15 protein-coding genes and 1 pseudogene are annotated in these 18,340 nt (G+C 61.8%); 10 read left to right on the plus strand and 6 right to left on the minus strand.

What is annotated here, in order from left to right; all coding sequences use genetic code 11:
* Positions 1 to 13: 13 nt before the first annotated feature.
* From CUJ91_RS34800 to CUJ91_RS10890, 4 genes and pseudogenes are all read right to left on the minus strand, one after another.
* A pseudogene (locus CUJ91_RS34800) lies at positions 14 to 130 on the minus strand (GntR family transcriptional regulator); the annotation flags it as partial.
* 48 nt (positions 131 to 178) lie between these two features.
* Positions 179 to 1,810 (minus strand): HAL/PAL/TAL family ammonia-lyase, encoded by a 1,632-nt coding sequence (locus CUJ91_RS10880; protein WP_114156212.1) that lies wholly within the window; start codon positions 1,808 to 1,810, stop codon positions 179 to 181.
* Between the two features lie 180 nt (positions 1,811 to 1,990).
* Positions 1,991 to 2,998, minus strand: a complete 1,008-nt coding sequence (locus tag CUJ91_RS10885; RefSeq protein WP_107706811.1) for an alpha/beta hydrolase — start codon at positions 2,996 to 2,998, stop codon at positions 1,991 to 1,993.
* Positions 2,999 to 3,024: 26 nt separating this feature from the next.
* Positions 3,025 to 3,918, minus strand: coding sequence for an MBL fold metallo-hydrolase (locus CUJ91_RS10890; RefSeq protein WP_107706629.1), 894 nt, complete (start codon positions 3,916 to 3,918; stop codon positions 3,025 to 3,027).
* 74 nt (positions 3,919 to 3,992) lie between these two features.
* Between CUJ91_RS10890 and CUJ91_RS10895 the strand changes: the two genes are divergently transcribed.
* Positions 3,993 to 4,961 (plus strand): LysR family transcriptional regulator, encoded by a 969-nt coding sequence (locus tag CUJ91_RS10895; RefSeq protein WP_107706628.1) that lies wholly within the window; start codon positions 3,993 to 3,995, stop codon positions 4,959 to 4,961.
* 35 nt (positions 4,962 to 4,996) lie between these two features.
* Here the strand turns inward: CUJ91_RS10895 and CUJ91_RS10900 are convergent, their stop codons facing one another.
* Positions 4,997 to 6,505, minus strand: coding sequence for a M81 family metallopeptidase (locus CUJ91_RS10900; protein WP_107706627.1), 1,509 nt, complete (start codon positions 6,503 to 6,505; stop codon positions 4,997 to 4,999).
* A 286-nt stretch (positions 6,506 to 6,791) separates the two neighbouring features.
* Here CUJ91_RS10900 and CUJ91_RS10905 point away from each other — a divergent pair, with 286 nt between their 5' ends.
* The 3 genes from CUJ91_RS10905 to CUJ91_RS10915 all read left to right on the plus strand — a co-directional run bounded on the left by CUJ91_RS10905 (position 6,792) and on the right by CUJ91_RS10915 (position 10,047).
* Positions 6,792 to 7,742, plus strand: coding sequence for a LysR family transcriptional regulator (locus tag CUJ91_RS10905; RefSeq protein WP_244230932.1), 951 nt, complete (start codon positions 6,792 to 6,794; stop codon positions 7,740 to 7,742).
* Positions 7,743 to 7,852: 110 nt separating this feature from the next.
* Positions 7,853 to 9,190 carry an MFS transporter gene (locus CUJ91_RS10910; RefSeq protein WP_107706809.1) on the plus strand — a complete coding sequence of 446 codons (1,338 nt, stop codon included), beginning with the start codon at positions 7,853 to 7,855 and terminating at the stop codon, positions 9,188 to 9,190.
* A gap of 38 nt (positions 9,191 to 9,228) precedes the next feature.
* Entirely contained in the window at positions 9,229 to 10,047 is an 819-nt protein-coding gene (locus CUJ91_RS10915; RefSeq protein WP_161966573.1) for an isocitrate lyase/PEP mutase family protein, read from the plus strand.
* A gap of 58 nt (positions 10,048 to 10,105) precedes the next feature.
* On the opposite strand, the gene CUJ91_RS10920 is transcribed toward CUJ91_RS10915, so the two are convergent.
* Positions 10,106 to 10,792 (minus strand): GntR family transcriptional regulator, encoded by a 687-nt coding sequence (locus tag CUJ91_RS10920; RefSeq protein WP_006051438.1) that lies wholly within the window; start codon positions 10,790 to 10,792, stop codon positions 10,106 to 10,108.
* A gap of 198 nt (positions 10,793 to 10,990) precedes the next feature.
* On the opposite strand from CUJ91_RS10920, the gene CUJ91_RS10925 reads away from it, so the two are divergent.
* From CUJ91_RS10925 to CUJ91_RS10950, 6 genes are all read left to right on the plus strand, one after another.
* Entirely contained in the window at positions 10,991 to 12,328 is a 1,338-nt protein-coding gene (locus tag CUJ91_RS10925) for an FAD-dependent oxidoreductase (protein ID WP_114156213.1), read from the plus strand.
* 11 nt (positions 12,329 to 12,339) lie between these two features.
* Positions 12,340 to 13,080: an enoyl-CoA hydratase/isomerase family protein gene (locus CUJ91_RS10930; RefSeq protein WP_107706624.1), complete on the plus strand. Its 741-nt coding sequence runs from the start codon at positions 12,340 to 12,342 to the stop codon at positions 13,078 to 13,080.
* Complete coding sequence (locus tag CUJ91_RS10935) at positions 13,077 to 14,705, plus strand: CoA-transferase (protein ID WP_006051435.1); 1,629 nt, start codon at positions 13,077 to 13,079, stop codon at positions 14,703 to 14,705. The genes CUJ91_RS10930 and CUJ91_RS10935 overlap by 4 nt, the downstream gene beginning before the upstream one ends.
* Before the next feature lie 130 nt (positions 14,706 to 14,835).
* The gene (locus CUJ91_RS10940) at positions 14,836 to 16,137 is read left to right on the plus strand and encodes an MFS transporter (protein WP_107706623.1); all 1,302 of its coding nucleotides are present in this window, start codon (positions 14,836 to 14,838) and stop codon (positions 16,135 to 16,137) included.
* Positions 16,138 to 16,165: 28 nt separating this feature from the next.
* Positions 16,166 to 17,497, plus strand: coding sequence for an MFS transporter (locus CUJ91_RS10945; RefSeq protein ID WP_107706622.1), 1,332 nt, complete (start codon positions 16,166 to 16,168; stop codon positions 17,495 to 17,497).
* Positions 17,498 to 17,921: 424 nt separating this feature from the next.
* Positions 17,922 to 18,308 (plus strand): MFS transporter, encoded by a 387-nt coding sequence (locus tag CUJ91_RS10950; RefSeq protein ID WP_132384535.1) that lies wholly within the window; start codon positions 17,922 to 17,924, stop codon positions 18,306 to 18,308.
* The last annotated feature ends 32 nt before the right edge of the window (positions 18,309 to 18,340 follow it).

Below are 18,340 nucleotides of genomic sequence, written 5' to 3' on the forward strand. Positions count from 1 at the left end.
CCAGACGCCTGAATGCTTCCCGGACCGGAACGTGACTGGCATTGAACTCATCTGCGATTGCGTCCTGCCGAACTCGCGCTCCCGGCCTAAGATCGCCCCGGATAAATCTGTTCGGCCAGCGCCGCCGCAATGCGTGCAGGAAGTGAATCCGAGCTGTCTACATCCACGTTTGCTTTCCCTATGCCGAAGGTGCCCAGATATCGCCGCAGGCAACCGAAACCGCTTCATTCAGCGTGCCGTTTTGTACCAGGCATTTTACCGCTTCGACATCGTCATGCACCCACCGATCGTTACCCATCATCGCAGGAACGACCGATCTGACTTTCTCCAGCGCCGTGGATGCGCCAAGGCCGAGCGGCAGGTGTGAGAGCGCTTGGCGACTAATATCGAGCGCCTGAGATGCAATCAGAATTTCGGCGCAGACAACCGCCTGCGCATTTTCGACAACCGTCCGCGTGCGCCGCGCAGCGAAACAGGAATTACTGATGTGGTCTTCCTGGTTACCTTTGGCAGGCAGACTCGTCACACTGGCTGGACTACATAGCCCTATGTTCTCGAGCACGAGTCCGGTACCCATACTCTGGATAACGGCGAAACCCGTGTTGATGCCCGGCTCGGTAGCGATCATGTTTCTCGGCAATCCGTAGTTGCAGGCCGGATCGATCAGCTGATTATTACGGCGATCACAGATTGCGCTCAGGTCGGTCGTCACCAACGCGAGAAGGTCCATCGCTTGCGCGACGTATTGTCCGTGAAAATGCCCGCACGAGACGATGTCGTAGCCTGCATCGGAAGCGAATATCAACGGATTGTCCGTTGCGCTATTCATCTCGGTGACGAGTATGCCGTCAATGTAATCGAGTGCATCAAGAACGGGCCCGTAGACCTGTGGCGCGCAGCGGAACGAATAGACGTCCTGTATCCGCGGTTGGACCGTGTCGCCCGGCGCGGCAAGAGCATCGATCGGAATGGCACGTGCCTCGGTGCTGCATCGCATGGAACCATTGAGCAGCGTGCGAACGGCCGCAGCGACGCGGCGCTGCCCCGGATGTGGACGCGCTAGCATCACACGGTCTTCAAAGCAGGCCCGCTCCGCCCGCATTGCCTCCAACGACAACACCAGTGAGATCGTTGCGCTAGTCAGCAGGCGACGCGCGTCGAAAGCGGCGATGACCGCGTACGCCAACGACGCCGTCGAGCCATTGATCAATGCTGTCGCATCCTTTGCTTCCACATCGAAGGTCACTGAAAGGCCCGATCGCTCAAATGCGGAGCGCGCGCTTGTTACGGCGCCCTGGAACGTCACTTTCGATTGTTCCAACCCAAGCAATGCACCGCTCATGATGGCCAACGGTGCAAGGTCCCCGCTGGCACCGACGCTTCCTTTTGCCGGGATGACGGGCGTAATGCCCTCGTTGAGCATCGCGACAAGCCGCTCGACCACTGCGACGCGTATGCCGGAGTGATTGCGAGCAAAGGTGTTCACCCGGATCGCCATCATCGCGCGCACGACCTCAAGCGGCATGTTTTCGCCGGTGCTCGCGGAGTGCGAGTGAATAAGATTGCGCTGAAACCGCGCGATGTCCGAAGCGCTGATACGTTGATTCTTCAAGGCTCCTACCCCGGTGTTGAACGCATACATCAGGGGAGCGTCGTCGACCAGCCAGTTTTCCTCAATGAATCGTCGAGTCGACAACAGATTCGCCCGAGCCGCGTCAGACAGACGAACGCGAGCGCCGTGACGCGCGATCGCGATGATCTGGTCGATCGTCAGATCGGAACCTGTGAGTGCGATTTCGTTTTTTGCCATGAGGGCCTCGAGTGGTTTTTATCTATATCTATAGAATGTGCTCGACTAGCAATCTTTTCGACGATCGCAACTCAATCGCACTAATAGTCAGTCGTCGGGCACACCACTGTTTAGGCCGATAAGCCTGTCGACGAGAGTCGCAATGAGTGTGGGGCTTCCGGGCGTGGGCCTGCGCTTGTGCTAGCGCTTCCCGGTTTCTTCCTGGAAAGTGCGGTCGTAGAAGTCCCGGATCGCCTGATACGCGAGCAAGCGATTTTTCTCGAGCAAAACGAGGTGCGTGGCTTCGCCTATTTCAGCCCATTGACGGTAAGGCGCGTTCCTGAGTTCAAGGAAAAGCGACTGCGCGAGGTCAATAGGCACATCGATATCCCACTCGCCATGGACAAGCAACACGGGCACACGAATCTCGGCCGGCTCGTAGTATTTTCGTCCCGCACGCCAGTAGTCACGGATATCCTGGATCGGGCCGTTACTGGCCCGCAACTGGTGCGGCGCGCGCTCCCGGCTCCAGGGATCCTCGGCCAGCGTGAAATCGGCCCACTGCTCGAACCAACCTTCCGGGACCAGGCTCGCGCGTCCGTGTTCCGGTGCGGTGCTGAGCCAGCGGGCCTTGCTTTCGCGCACCGGAACCAGGCGCCACGCGTCGAGCCTCCCGCCAGTGTCGATAGGAATCGGCCGATCGCTCAGCCACTGCGGCGCCAATAGGACCAGTTTATGGACCTTGTCGTTATTGCGGCTGGTATAGGCACCCGCCACTGTGCCGCCCCATGACATGCCAAATACCGATACTTTGTCCAGCTGGCGACGCTTGAGGACGTAATCGACCACGGTGCCAAGATCGGCCAACCCGATGTCGGTGCCGACGACCGGAGGACTCAGATCCGCTGCCTGCTCCATCTCCGCCGGGCGTGTTGAGTGGCCGTAACCACGCACGTCGAGCGCATAGACGTCATATCCCGCCGCGGCAAGAAAGTCGATGAACGACATTCCGTTGAACGGAACGTCATACAGGCTTCCCGACGAAAAGGTGGCACCGTGAACCATGACGATGGTGCGTTCCGCCGTGAAGGTCTCGAGCGCGGCGGGGCGCTTGTTGCGAACGTAGAGGTCAATGCCGGGGGTACCGGTCGCTACGCGCAATTCCTCGAAGACAAGTTGCTTTCCTTTAACCACGATGTTCTGCCTCATGATGGGTAGCTCCTGGGTCTGGCTCATTATTCATAGCGCCAGGAGAAACGGTCGCCCTGGCTGGTGACGTAACCGGCCGATGTCTCGGCGAAGTGCGGGGTGAACAGCAGCAGATTGCGTTCGGCGCCCTGCTCCAGCACCCAGCGGCGCGACGCGCGGGCCTCGTCCTGCCATTCGCAGAACACCGAATTCCAGTCGGGGCGCACCACCTGCAACGGGTGATGCATGACGTCTCCGGTAAAGAGCGCCGCCTGCCCCTTCGAATGCAGTTCAATCGACATGTGGCCAATACTGTGTCCCTTGGTCGGGCGGAACACGAAGTTATCGAGGTACTCGCCCCCGTCGTTGCTGATGCGTTCGGCCTGCCCGGAGGCAATGATCGGCGCGACGCTGTCCTCGAATACGCCAAGGCTGGGCACGTTCACTTCGTTGTGGCTGTCGGGGCCGCCGTAATAGTCCTCCTCCGCCCTCGCGAACACGTGCCGCGCATTCGGGAAGGTCGGCACCCAACGGCCATCGACGAGCCGTGTATTCCAGCCGACATGGTCGACGTGAAGGTGCGTATGCAACACATAGTCGACTTCCTCAGGGCGCACGCCAACCGCGGCGAGCCGCTGCAGATACGGCGTGTTCAGATGATGGAAGATCTGATTCTGCGGCCGTTCCTTGTCGTTGCCGGAGCCGGTATCGATCAGGATGGTGTGATGCGGCGCGCGCACCAGCCACGTGTGAATGCTCTGGATCAGGTTTCCGGTCGTCGCGTCCATGTTGCTGGGCGTAAGCCAGTGAAGATTGGGCTCGAGTTGTTCAGGTTCCCACGCCGGGTAAAGAAAGGACGGCGGCGCGACGTTCAGGCGCATTTCTTCGATCTTGGTGACGGTCACATCACCGATCCGGTAGGTTTTGTTCGGATGAACCATGCTGGGTCTCGCTTGGCTGAAAGGACGTCCGTAGTCTATGATTCGAGCAACGAACGAACAAATCGATTCAAATCATGAGCTCCATCGATCACTTCAATTTATGGTCTTTCGACCTGAATCTGCTGGTCGCCTTCGATGCGCTGATGCGCGAGCGCAGCGTCACCAAGGCAGCTACGCGGTTGAAGATCCAGCAGTCGGCCATGAGCCACAACCTTGGTACGCTGCGTATGCTGTTCGATGACCAACTCTTCGTTCGTGTGGGGCACACAATGAAGCCGACGCCCCGATCTGAAGCGCTCGCGGCGGCAATCGGCACGGTTCTCGAGCAGGCTCAGGATGCGATCACTGCCCGCGAAAGGTTTCGTCCCGAAACCGAGGAGCGGACTTTTTCGATCGGCTTTTCGAGCGAGCTCGAGGTGCTCCTGATGCCGTGCTTGACCGCCCACGTACAAAGGTGTGCTCCAGGAATCCGGCTACTCGGTCGCCCGGCGCAACCGGGCGACGTGCACAGGATGCTGGATGACGGCGTGATCAATCTGGCGATTGGATGTTTTGGCGACGGCGCTGAACGGCATCGAAGGAAACTGCTGTTCGAACAGTCCTTGATGTGCTGCTTCAACCCCCGCCTGCTCAATCTGTCGATGCCCGTCAGCCGAAGTGCGTACCTGGCTCAGAAACACGCCCTTGTCTCGCAAAACGCGAGTATTCGCGGATGCCTGGACGACGCCCTGCGCGCCGCCGGCGTTGAACTTGACGTGGCCATGGCTGCGCCCGAATTCCTGACCATTCTCGGCGCGGTCATGCAAACGCCTGTCATCGCTACGTTGCCGTCGAGGATCATCAAACGGTACGCCGCGCTGTTGGGGCTGGTGGCAAGCCCCGTCCCGTTCGACTTTAGAGTCACACCAATTTCGATGGTCTGGGCTGCCTATTCAGATCGAGACCCGGCTTCTGAGTGGCTACGGCAGCAGGTTGAACCAATCCTGGCGCAGATCGAGGAAGCCAGCCCGTCATTCGAAATCGCCACCGACAAGATTAGTTAAACCAAGGGGTCCTCCGGCGCGGTCCGGCCCGTTGTTCATACGGGCTCGTCAATGCGCGCGCTGAAGGGGGCGCCGAGCGGAGCGATGCGCAAACCGGGTCGCAAGTCCTTCCAGGGAAGATCGCGCGGATCGGCGCGCATGGCTCCCGGCGCTTTTGCGACGAGTGTCGCGCAAGCAATGGCGTCGAAGTCGGCACGAAAGTGCACCGAACTTTTGTTGACAAGAATGCGCATGTTCTCGGGTTCGATACCCGCCACCCGATAGAGATTGCGATCCATCATCTGAGGTGGACGTTCGCTGCTGACAATGACGAAAATCTCGTGGATTTTCAGCAATGCAGTCAGCCCCAACTGAACCTGCATGCCATTCAGCATTGGGCCATCGAACACACATTTCCCGTCCGACAGTTCGACGACTTCGAAAACACCACGAAAGCGCGCACCATTAGGCAAGCCGGATTCACCACCCAGTTCAATTTCCAGCGAGCGGCCGATGCCGGTCTGCTGTGCTGCGATAGCGGCCTCGGCATCATGAACAACGCCGAATGCAGCACTACTGGCGCCCTGGGCGATGAGTGCCCGAAGCATTCCGGTGGTGTTGGATTCGCCCCCGGCGCCCGGATTGTCCTGCGTGTCGGCAATCACGACCGGTCTGTTCTTGCCGTCGGACAGCTGCATGGCTTGCGTCACGGCGTCCTCCGGCGTGAGGAAATCGACGGCCCAGTCCGCCTCTGAAAGCGCTATCCCGTCGAAAATTTGGCCGACGGCGGCTTCCACAGGATTCCTATGTGTCCCGTACGCCCACACCATCGGCCCGCATTCGGGGAAGTCGGCGGCAGGAAAGCCGAGTGTGAACGACATTGAGGCAAGACCGGCCTTCTCACGTTGCTCGACCTTCTCAAAGGCCGACTTTGCCGGGTCGACGAGGGTGCACATTGCGTTCAGGGGAATAAGAAAGGGCAACCGGCGCCAGGCGCAGTGCCAACGCTCTCCACCCAGAAGCGCCCGCAAAAGGCGAGCAGCTCGCGCGCCCGTTGCAGCCATGTCGACGTGGGGATAGGTTCGGTACGCGACAAGCGCGTCGGCGCAAGCAAGCATGCGCTCGGTGACATTCGCGTGCAAATCGAGCGACGCGACGATAGGAACGCGAGGTCCGATCACGCTTCGCAAGCGGGCCAGCAGTTCGCCTTCGCCATCGTTGGTCTGTTCGGCGACCATGGCGCCGTGCAGATCGAGGTAAACAGCATCCGGCACATGCATTCCAGCCGCCTCGACGATTTCGCCGGCAATCTTCTCATACGTGTCATGCATAACGTGTGCCGAGGGACCTGCGCCTGCCCAAAGTACCGGGACAAGCGTATGACCGTCCGGTTCGATCTCGCTAATGAAGCCCCCGATCGGAAGGTTGACGTTTCGGAAACCAAGCACTTGCTGGCCGCGCCTCAACGCGGGGAACGTTTCACCATTCACGAAGTTCTGGTAGAGCGCCTTTCGCTCGACGAATGTATTGGTTTCGTGCTGGAAACCCGCGATCAATATTTTCATTCCGCTTTGTCTGGTAGGTTTGACGGGTAATTGCCATGCCGCGAGGCATAGACCGATGCAATAGCGCAGGCTTCAATGCTCGATCCAGACCCGAGCGCGCGGCAACAGCAAAATGCGGCCTTCGACGCTGCCTGACGGGCAGCACGCTGACACAGACCGGTACCTCGCCCCCGGATGCACGCTCTGACATACTGCTAACATTTCAACAGCCCGGAAGGTCGCACGGCTGTCGGGTTCATCGCGACTCGCCTCAGACGAGATCATTCCGACAGATCAGGAGAACCGAATGGCCATTGGTGAAATCAACCAGCGCCGTCTGCGCTACTTCCACGAAATTCTGGCGCGCGGCTCGATCCGCGCGGCGGCGGATGCGCTCAACACCGCGTCCTCAGTGCTGACACGACAGATGAAGCTGCTCGAGGACGAAATCGGCACGCCGTTGTTCGAACGCGGCAATCGCGGCGTCGCGCCGACCGAGGCAGCGCACGCGCTGCTCGCGTACTGGCGCGGCTGCCAGTCCGAACGCGCGGTGTTTGAAAATACGCTGCAAAATTTGAACGGCCTTCGGATCGGCAGCGTGCGCCTGGCCATCAGCGAAGGCTTCGTCGACCCGCTCATGGATCATGTGCTGACACCGTTTATCAACGCGCATCCGCAATTGAACATTAGTGCGAAAACGCTTGCGGTCAACGACGTCATCAGCGAAGTTGCGAACGATGAGGTGGACATCGGCCTCGCGTACAACCCGCAGCCCGCGGCGCGTGTGACGCAGCATGCGATCGCCGCGAACCCGGTCTGCGTGCTGATGTCGGGCGCGCACACGCTCGCGTCGCGGAACACACCGCTGACAATCGCCGAACTCGCGCCGTTTCCACTCGCGCTGATGTCGTCGGCTTTCGGGCTGGGCCAGATCGTGCGCACGGTCGCCGACCTTGAGCGCGTGCGGCTGACGCCGGCGCTCGTGTCGAACTCGGTCGCGATGCTTAAGCGATTCGTGCGCAGCGGCAACGGCGTTACCTTCCTGACGTACGCGGCGACGCTCATTGATAGCGCGGATCCGGCCTTCTGCGTCGCGCCGCTCGCGCATCCCCTGTTCGGTGCGGCACAGTCGTGCGTGCTGGTCCGCGAGGGCCGTCGATTGCCGAATGCCGCGCAACGCGTGCTCGATCTGATCGTCGAGCAAATGCCGCTATTCGGCTCCGAAGTGCATGTGAGCAGTGCGCTTGTGCGATGCTGACCGAGCGATGCCGAAAAGGCAGCGCAACGGCGATGCGATTGCTGTTGTGCCCCACGTTTTGACCGGGAAACATTGTCCACACCTCCCATCCCCCGACGGTGTATGACAACATGCAAAGCGACGCCACGTGGTCGTTGACGACCTCCACGAATAACCTGTTTGCGCGGATCAACTGGCGGCTCCTGCCTTTCTTGACGCTGTGCTATGTGTTTGCGTATCTCGACCGGATCAATATCGGTTTCGCTAAGTTGCAGATGCAGGCCGACGTCGGCCTGAGCGACGCCGCGTACGGTCTCGGCGCCGGCGTCTTCTTTCTCAGCTACATGCTTTTCGAGATTCCGAGCAACATCCTGCTCCCGAAAATCGGCGCGCGGCGCACGCTGAGCCGCATCATGATCCTCTGGGGACTGACCTCGGCGAGCATGATGTTCGTCACGAGCGCGAACGCGTTCTACGTGATCCGCTTCCTGCTCGGCGTGTTCGAAGCTGGCTTCGCGCCCGGGCTGATTTTCTACCTGACCTACTGGTACCCCCAGAACCGGATGGCACGCGCGATCACCGTGATCATGCTGTGCGGGCCGATCGGCGGGATCTTCGGCGCGCCGCTGTCGACCGGCACGATGATGCTGCTGGACACGGTCGGCGGCCTCCACGGCTGGCAATGGATGTTCATTGCCGAGGGACTGCCGAGCGTCTTGCTCGGCGTGTTCGGCCTATTCTGGATCACCGATCGCCCGGCCGAAGCGAAATGGCTCAGCGACACCGACAAGCGTCTGCTCGCCGCCGAGCTGAAGCACGACACAGCAGGCAACGAACCTCGTCACCATTCGTTCCGCCAAGTGGTCTCCGATCCACGCGTGCTGCTTCTCGGCGTCTCGTACTTCTGCATCATCTGCGGGCATTACACCGTGAGCTTCTGGCTGCCGACCATCCTTAAGAGCGCTGGCGTCACCAGCACAATGACGATCGGCATCCTCGCGGCGATTCCCTACATCGCGGCGATCTTTGCGATGGTCTGGTGGGGACGCCGCTCGGACCGTCTTGGCGAGCGCCGCTGGCACACGGTGTCGATGCTCACGCTAGCCGCCGTCGCGTTGCTGATCGCCGCGCTGAACGATACCAGCCTGCTGATCACCATCATCAGCCTCACGGTGGCGACCGCCGGGCTGTGGGCCGCGTACACGGTATTCTGGGCGATGCCGTCCGACTATATGAAGGGCGACACGGCAGCCGGCGGCGTCGCGCTTGTCAACACGATCGGACTGTTCGGAGGCTTCGTGAGTCCGACCTTAATCGGCTATTTCAAGACACTGACGGGTACGATGCAGGCCGGCCTGCTCGGCATGGTCGGAATTCTCGTGATCGGTAGTCTGCTGCTGTCGTTCAACCGCCTGCCTTCGCCGGCAGGCACACAGGATCTCGCCGCCGCGGAGTTCGAGTCGTCATGAATGCAGCGGTTCTCCTACGTGCCCGACTGAGACAGCGGATGAGCAGACCGCGCACGCTTGCTGCTCCCGGCACCTTCGATCCGCTATCGGCGTTGCAGGTTCAACGCGCAGGCTTCGAGGTCGCCTACGTCGGTAGCTATGCGCTATCGACCAGCGTCGGGCAACCAGACGTCGGCTGGCTCGATCTGACGACGCTGTGCGCGAGGCTCGCCGAGTTCTGCGACGTACTGAGCATTCCCCTGATCGCGGATGCCGAAGGCGGCTTCTTCAACGCGACAGGTATCGGCAAGACGATCCGCGCTCTCGAGCGAACCGGCGTTAGTGCGATCCATATCGAGGATCACGTCAGCGGCAAACACACCAATATGCCAAAAGCAGTGCTCTCGACGAGGGAAATGGTACAGAAGATCCGCGCGGCGCTCGATGCGCGCGAAGATCCGAACTTCCAGATCATCGCGCGCACTGATATCGCCGACGTCACCGGCAGTCCACTGGATGCGCTAGAACGAATGCTCGCGTATCTTGACGCTGGGGCCGACGCGGTCATGCCGGGCGCGCTTGATGTCGCCCAACTGGCGACAATCCGCGCGCGGATTCCGGGCAAGGTCGTGCTGGTCAACACGGCCGGCGCGAGCGTCGCCGACGAGCAGGCGGCCGGAGTCGACGTCGCGATCTATCACGGCCTATGCCTGCAAGCGGCACAACATGCCATTGAGCAAACCCTGCGGACGTTCACGGAACAACGCGATATTCGTGCACTTGATGGATCGCTCGCGTCCAGCGCCGCGCTCGACGCACTTACCGGTTACGAAGACTTCAATCGGCGCGCCGCTGAATATTGCTTGATCGATCCATGAACCAACATCCGGGCGCTCGTCTCTCGAAGTGTCCTGACACCGAAACTGCGACGCCTCTTCAGCGGAACGTGTCGAACGCGGAGCGCGTAAGCCGATCGAGGAAGACCATCAGTTCATCGCCCGCGACCGTCGCTTCGTCGGCCGCACCCTTCGCGATCGCGCGCAGCACGGCCGCGTGGCGAGCGGCGCCCTCCGCAAAAGCCTCGCTCTGCTGTACGTGCACGAACCAGAAGCGCCGTGATTGAGCATGGATGACCTGCATGGTCGTCGTGAGCATCGAGTTGTGCGTTGCGGTGACTTCCAGTTCGTGGATCGCGCGATTCACCCGGAAATATTCATTCACATTGCGCTGCCTGGCCGCCCGGACGATGTGGTCGGCGAGCGATTTCATCTCCGTGCGCTGCTCGCTTGTGGCGCGCGCGCATGCTGCTGCCACGACAAGAGGCTCCAAGGCGCGACGCACTTCCAGCAGTTCCAGTTGCTTGCGAACATCGACGGTCGACACGAATGTGCCGCGCCGCGGATGTGTTTCCACGAACCCGAACTGCTTCAGGCGCGCCAGTGCCTCGCGCACTGGCGTGCGGCCCACATTGATCTCGTTTGCGAGCTGCACCTCGGACACGAGCGCGCCCGGTGGCAGTGCCCGCGTCACGATCATCTCTTCTAGACGCCGATAGGCGTAATCCACCTTGGGCTCGTTTGCATCGGGGTCGGCGGGCGTGGCACGCGTGCTGGATTTCGTCATGAAAGCCGGTTAGAGAGTTCGATTGGACCAAAGTGAGTATTACATATCGGCCGCGTGAGGCGGCTTGCGCCGGCCCCGATCCTGCCGCACCGTGCGCTTCGCGATGCGCCCTCGGGGTTAACCTGCAATCGACAGCGGTTGACGCGGCCTCACTCCAATCGCTATCCTGATGTTGTGTTGACATGTCAGGAGTATATTATGAGTTTATCAGTGGTGGAACATCGCCTGGTCGATGCACTTTCCACCGACGTTCTCGTCGTTGGCGGCGGCGCGGCGGGCGTGGCGGCTGCCGTCACGGCGCGAAGGCAAGGCTTGCGCGTCACTGTGCTCGAACGCTATGGCTTTTGCGGAGGCGGCGCGGTCGCGGGCCTCTCTGGCACTGTCTGCGGTCTGTATCTCGCGACGGAGCGCGCCGGCGCCAAACCCGAGCAGGTCGTCTTCGGTTTCGCGGACGAATTCGTGCGCGCGCTGGAAACGCGCGGAGGACTGGCGGACCCCGTCCGGTACGGGCGCACCTGGACGCGCGTGCACGATCCGTTGATCTGGCGCGATACCGCCGACGCGCTGCTCGCCGGTGCCGGCGTGCAGGTGATCTATCACTCGATCGCGACCGGCGCGCTGATGGATGGGGCGCGCGTGGAGGGCGTACGGGCATGGACCAAGCAAGGTCCGCTCGATATCCGCGCGAAGCTGACCATCGACGCAAGCGGTGACGCGGACGTCGTCGCGATGGCGGGCCTGTCGAGCTTCATCGGTCATGACGGACGTGTGCAGAACCCGACGATGATCTTCCGCCTGCTGGGCGTCGATATCGGACGCTTTCTCGCTGCCTACGGCGACGACACCATCATGGGCGAAGAAGTCTCGCTGAAACTGCGCGCCGCCGCAGACGCGGGCGCGAATCTGCCGCGCGCCAAGATCTGGCTCTTCACGACGACGCGGCCCGGGGAATTGCTCTGCAACTGCACGCGCGTGACCGGTGCGGACGGCCGCGAGTTGAACTCGCTGCTGCGCGATGACTTCACCGAAGCGGAAATCGAAGGGCGCAAGCAGGTGCATGCGTACGCACAGTTCTTCCGGAAGAACCTCGCGGGATGCGAAAACGCCTTCGTCAACGACACGGGCGTGCAGGTGGGCATACGCCAGAGCCGGCAGGTCAGCGGAGTCACGCGCCTGTTGAACGACGACGTGCTCGCGGCTCGCAAGTTCGACGACGGCATCGCCGTATCGCCGTGGCCAATCGAACTGCATGCGGGTGCAAAGCCGAAGGTCGAGTGGATTCTCGACGACTTTTACACGGTGCCGTATGGCTGCTTCGTGCCGCAGTCGGGAGATGGCCTGCTCGTGGCCGGCCGCTGCCTGTCGGCGGAACACGAGGCGGTCGCATCGGCGCGCGTCACCGCGCAGTGCTTCTCGTACGGGCACGCGATCGGACATGCGGCGGCCATCGCCATCAACGAAAGATTGGAGCCCCGTCAGGTGGAGCCGTCGGCGATCCGCCGCGCGCTCGACCGCGACGGCGCACAACTGAGCTAAGGAGAATACAAATGCAAATCGAAGACATCGGCGGCGTGCGGCAACTCGTGCTCGACCGTCCGCAGCGGCGCAACGCGCTCAGTCAGGCGCTGATGGAGCAACTCGAACAGGAATTGCGGAGGGCGGAAAGCGACGCTTCGGTCGCCGCGATCGTGCTGTCGGGCGCCCCACCGGCCTTTTGCGCGGGCAGCGACCTGAAGGAGCTCGGCGGCCTCTCGATCGATCACATGTGCGAACACGAACTCGAAACGGCGCGGATCGCGCGCGGCATAGCGGGACTATCGAAGCCGGTGATTGCCGCGGTGGAGGGCTTCGCGCTCGGCGGCGGCTTCATTCTCGCGGTGTCGTGCGATCTCGTCGTGAGCGCTGTCAACGCACGCTGGCATCTTCCCGAGGTGCCGAACGGCTGGCTGCCGCCGTGGGGCTTGCAGGCGCTCATCGCGCGGGTCGGCGCGGTCCGGGCGCGCATGCTCGTGTGGGGCGACGAACCCATCGACGGCGTGGAAGCACACCGGTTGGGCGTCGCTGATCATTTGGCCGAAGCAGGTCATGTCGACGCGCGGGCAATCGCGCTCGCGCAACGCCTCGCCAGACTCCCACGCGGTGCTGTCGCGTCGGCCAAGCGCTTTTTCGAGCCGTTCATCGCGCTCGATGGCGAGCGTCTGGACCGAGAAGCAGCCCGCATTTTTGCCGACGACTGCAAGTCCGATGCGGCCCAACAAATCTTCGCAAAATTCGCGGTGAAATCATGAATATGAGCAAGGTCGTGACGGCCAGGCAGGCCGTGGAATCAATCAGGGACGGCCAGACCGTCGCATCCGTCGGCGTCATCGGCTGGGTCGTGCCGGACGCCACGCTCGCGGCACTCGGCAAGCGCTTCGAGGACACCGGTACGCCGCGCAACCTGACGTTCTATTTCCCGTGCGGAACGGGCGACGCCGTCGGCATCAAGGGTATGGACCATGTCGCGCGTGAGGGCCTGATGAAGCGCATCGTCGCAGGTTCCTATATCAATCCCATCGATCCGCGCACGGGCAAGCGGCCCGCGCTGATGCAACTCATCCAGGAGAACCGCATCGAGGCGTATTCGTGGCCGATCGGTGCGTCGATGCACTGGCTGCGCGAAGTCGCACGAAAGAGCCCCGGCTATGTGACGCGCATCGGCGTGGGCACGTATGCGGACCCCGCTCAGGGCGGCGGCAAATTCACCGCGCGCTGCACGGACGATCTTATCCAGAAGATCACGCTAAACGGTGAGGAATGCCTCTTCTATCCAACCTGGCCGATCGATGTTGCAATCATCCGCGCAAGCAGCGCCGACGAATTCGGCAACCTGTCCTTCGAAGACGAGCCGCTTGTCTCGTCCGGTCTCGCACTTGCGCTCGCGGCGAAGGCCAGCGGCGGACGCGTAATCGCGCAGGTGCGACGCATCGTCGGACGAGGCGAGCGGCCCGCGACACAAGTGCGCCTGCCGGGCATCTTCGTCGATTCGATCGTCGTCGATGCGGAAATGATGATGACGACCGGCACGCCCTACGATCGCAACTACCTTGTCTCGGCGGGCGATCGCCACGTGTTTCCTTCGATTCCGTTCGGGCCGGACAAGGTCATCGCGCGGCGCGCGGCGCTCGAGGTCAGGAAGCGCGAGCTCGGCATCTTCGGCTTCGGCGCAGCGGCCGACATTCCGCTCATTCTTGCGGAGCAAGGTCTGATCGATCCGCAGACCGGTTCCGAGGATTACTGGTTCACCACCGAGCACGGCTCTTACGGTGGCATCGTGATGAACGGCTGGCAGTTCTCCGCGAACCTGCATCCGAGCGCGCTGCTCGACGGCCTTCAGCAGTTCGACGTCATCGACGGCGGCTTGTGCGAATTCGCCGCGCTCGCATTCGCCGAATACGACTCGCATGGAAGCGTGAACGTCAGCAAGTTCGGACGCGCGAATCCCGGCGCGGGCGGCTTCACCGATATCGCGGCCAACGCGAAGCGGCTCGTGTTCACCGGCACGTTCACAACCGGCGGGCTCGACGTCGACTATGCAAACGGCCGGATGAACATTCGCCGCGAGGGGAAGGTCAGCAAATTCGTGCGCGACGCCCAGAGCATCACGTATTCCGTTCGCAACGGCGTCGCGCGCGGCCAGAGCGCGCTGATCGTCACAGAGCGCGCAGTCTTCGAAGCCACGAACGACGGGCTCGTGCTGCGCGAGATCGCACCGGGTATCGACGTGCGGCGCGATGTGCTCGACCACATGGCGTTCGCACCCGCGCTCATCCTCGATCCGCTGCCGCTCATGGATGCGGCGCTCCTCCAACCCGGCGTGCAGGCAGGCGCCGATCTCGACGAAACCGCGCTCGGCGAACACGAAGTTTCGTAAGCGCCACCCGGGCGCTCCGAATCCAATAGACACGCGTCAGGAGAAGCGCCCGCAAGGCACTTCTTCCGGCGACGCGCGTCCATCGGTTGCGCGGCGGCGACCCAATCCCTATCGCATGCAGGAGACACTCATGCAGCTCCGCTCACTACGCTGGTTCATCGTACTCATGCTGTTTCTCGCCGGCGCGATCAGCTACCTCGACCGCGCTGCGCTGTCGGTTGCTGCGCCGCTTATCGCGAAAGATCTCCAACTTACGCCCGCGGAACTGGGCATCGTGTTCAGCGTGTTCTTCGTCGGGTATTCGCTGTTCTGCTTCGTCGGTGGCTATGCGGCCGACAGGTTCGGCGCGAAGCGCGTGCTCGTTGCGAGCATGTCGCTGTGGTCCGTGTTCTGCGGACTCACGGCGGGCGTCGTAGGCATGGGTTCGCTGATCGTCGTGCGTGTGATCTTCGGTGCAGGCGAAGGACCGTATGCGACGTGCACGAACAAGATGATTAGCGGCTGGTTCGAGCGCAACAAACAGGCAAGCGCCGTCGGCTATGCGAACGCGGGACAGCAATTCGGCGGCGCGATCGCCGGGCCGATCGTCGGCATGCTGGCGCTTTCCGTCGGCTGGCGCGTGTCGTTTGTCGTGATAGCGGCGCTCGGGCTCGTCTGGGTCGCGCTGTGGGCACTGCTGGTCACCGACCGTCCGCAAGAGAACCGCTGGCTTGACGCAAAGCCCGCGCATCATCGCGACGACACGCCCGTTGAATCCGCATCGGTCACCGAAGACGACGGCCGGCCGCTCGGCGCGTGGCTGCGCAGTCCATCGATTCTTGCGACGGCCTTCGCCTTCTTCGGCTACGCCTACATCCTGTACTTCTTTCTCTCGTGGTTCCCGAGCTATCTGACGATGGAACGCCATCTCAGCCTGCAGTCAATGAGCTTCGTGAACGTCATTCCATGGGCGTGCGGGGCCGTCGGTATTGCACTCGGCGGTGTGATATCAGACCTCATCTACCGCGCTACGGGGAGAGCCGTGCTCTCCCGCAAGATCGTCATCGTGACGAGCCTGGTCGTGTCCGCCGTGTGCGTTGCACTGGCGGGCCGCGTCGCGACCCTTCCGCTCGCCGTCGCGCTGATGGCCGTCACCGTGTTCTTCATGAACCTCACGCTCGGCGCGTATTGGGGAATCATTCTCGACACCGTCCCGCACACGCGCATGGGCAGCGTCGGCGGCTTCATGCATCTGATCGCGAACACGGCGGGCATTCTCGCGCCCGCAGCGACAGGCTTTCTGGTGCAGGCGACCTCTGTGTTCGCAAGCGCATTCATGCTGAGTGGCGCCATCGCCCTGCTCGGTGCACTGGCAGTCGCGGTCTTTGTACGCGCGCCACGCGCACCGGCCGACCAGAGCCTCACACCCGAAATCGCGACGTCGACGCGATAAACACATACGACTAGCCAAGGAGACAAAAATGCGGCCTCGCGTAGCTTACCGATGGATCATCGCGTTCGTGCTGTTCATCGCGTACAGCATCCAGTATCTCGATCGCGTGAAGAGCAGCGTGCTCAATCCAGCGATCGCTCACGACATCGGATTGACGACCGCGGATATCGGCACCGGCGCCTTCCTGATGCTGCTCTTCTACGGGCCCGCGCAATACGTATCGGGCTTGCTGACGGACCGTTTCGGCGCCAGGAAAATGCTGATCTTCTCGGTCATCGTCTGGTCCGCAATGACGATGTATATGGGGCTCATCCAGACGCGCGAAGAATACCTCTGGCGGATGGCGATCTTCGGTATGCTGGTGGGCACCGAATACGTTCCTTCGGCGCGCGTGCTCATGCGCTGGTTCAACAAGGAAGGCCGCGCGCGTGCGCAAACCGTTCTGGCGTGGGCGTGGATTATCACGCCCGCATGGGCGAGCGTCCTTGCTACGCAATTCGCGGCGCACGCGGACAGCTGGCGCATCGTGTTTTTTGTCACGGGCGCGCTCGGGGTCGTGCCGCTCGCCCTGATCGCGGTGTTCGTGTTCGACCGGCCGGAGCACTATCGCCATGCGACCGAAGCCGATCTCGAATACGCGTACCGCGACGAGCTCGAAGCAGGCACGATCACACGCGGACAATATGCATCGGCGCAAAAGACCATTCTCAAGGGCGCCGGCGTGCGCTTTCTCGATCTGTTCAAGAATCGCACGTATGTCGCAGTCGTTTTCGTCGATATCGTGATGCAGATTACGCTCTACGGCGCGCTCACGTGGATTCCGCTATACCTGTCCGACACCTTCGGCTTCAAAATGCAGACGATGGGCTGGTGGAGCGGCCTCTACTTCGCGGCAGGCGCAATCGGCAGCTTCATCTCATCGTACATGTCGGACAAAGTCTTCAAGGGTAACCGCAAGATCATGATCCTCGTGTGCTTCATCGGGCTCGCGCCGTTCGTGGTTCTGCTCGGCACGTTGCAACAGGCGAATCAGGTTCTGCTCGCGGTCGCGCTCTGCGGCATGGGATTCTTCGGGAACATGGCATGGGGCCCGTTCCTCGCGCTGCCTGCCGAAATCTTTTCCCCCGAGGTTTATGGCAAGGCGATGGGCTTTGTCAATGGCGCGGGCTACTTCGTCGCGGCTTTCTCCGCGAAGATCTTTGCAGCGCTCGTGGTCGTCGACGCATCGGGCCACAAGACCTATACCAACGGCTGGTTTTTCATCGCGTTCTGTGTGGTGGCGGGAATTGTCGCGGCGAGTTTCATCCGGACCACGGGTCGAGCCCCAACGATTGCGATACGTTCTGCGACGTCTTCATGACGCAGCCGATTCGGCTGAGCACCCAGGACTTCCATCGCGGTCTCGGTACTGGAGTGGCCTGAAAGCCTTCGACCACCTGCACCCTATGCAGACTAGCTGCCCGCCTGAATTGCGAGCACTAGTGGTCGAGTTCCTGCATATCTGCCGCACATCAACGCTGCTTTGTCGCAGACAGGCGCCGAAATGTGATGTATCCACGATCGCGGTGACTGCACTTCGTGCAATTCGCTCACGCCGTGCCTCGATCGGATGAACACTTTCGAACAGCGTCGTGCGGCAGCGCGCTGCGAGCTCGCGTGCATCGGCTAGCGAGACGACATGCAGTGGCCCCAGCATATCGGCTCACGACGCAGCGCGCACTGCTTCGTTCGCAGGATTCGGCATTCTCATTGGCCGGCTCGCCTCCGGCATACTCGCGGATCGCGTGCACGCACCGATCGTGGCCTGCCTTTTCTTAACGGCCGGCGCTGCCGGGTTTGTCCTGCTAGCGCAACTCGACAGCTACCCCAGCGCGCTATTCGCCTCGGCGCTCGTCGGGCTTGCAATTGGCGAAGGCGACCTTCTATCGCATCTCCTCGTCCGCTCGTATATCGGCTTGAAGCGCTTCGGCCTGTTCTATGGGATCGCGTTTTCGGGCTACGCCTTTGGCGCAGTGTCTGGACCGGTCGCGGTCGGGAGGTATTTCGACTTGCGGCACAACTATGGACTACCGCTGCAAGTCGCCCCGCTTCTGCCGCTTGCGGCCGGCGTTCTGCTGCTGTCGCTTGGCAGTTGTGTGAATGCGGGAGCCCTGCATACCGCAGGGCGTTGATACTTGCCGCTACACCTGACTGCTCGGACCGG

The organism is Paraburkholderia graminis (genome assembly GCF_003330785.1).
In the GTDB taxonomy this organism is placed as follows: domain Bacteria; phylum Pseudomonadota; class Gammaproteobacteria; order Burkholderiales; family Burkholderiaceae; genus Paraburkholderia; species Paraburkholderia graminis.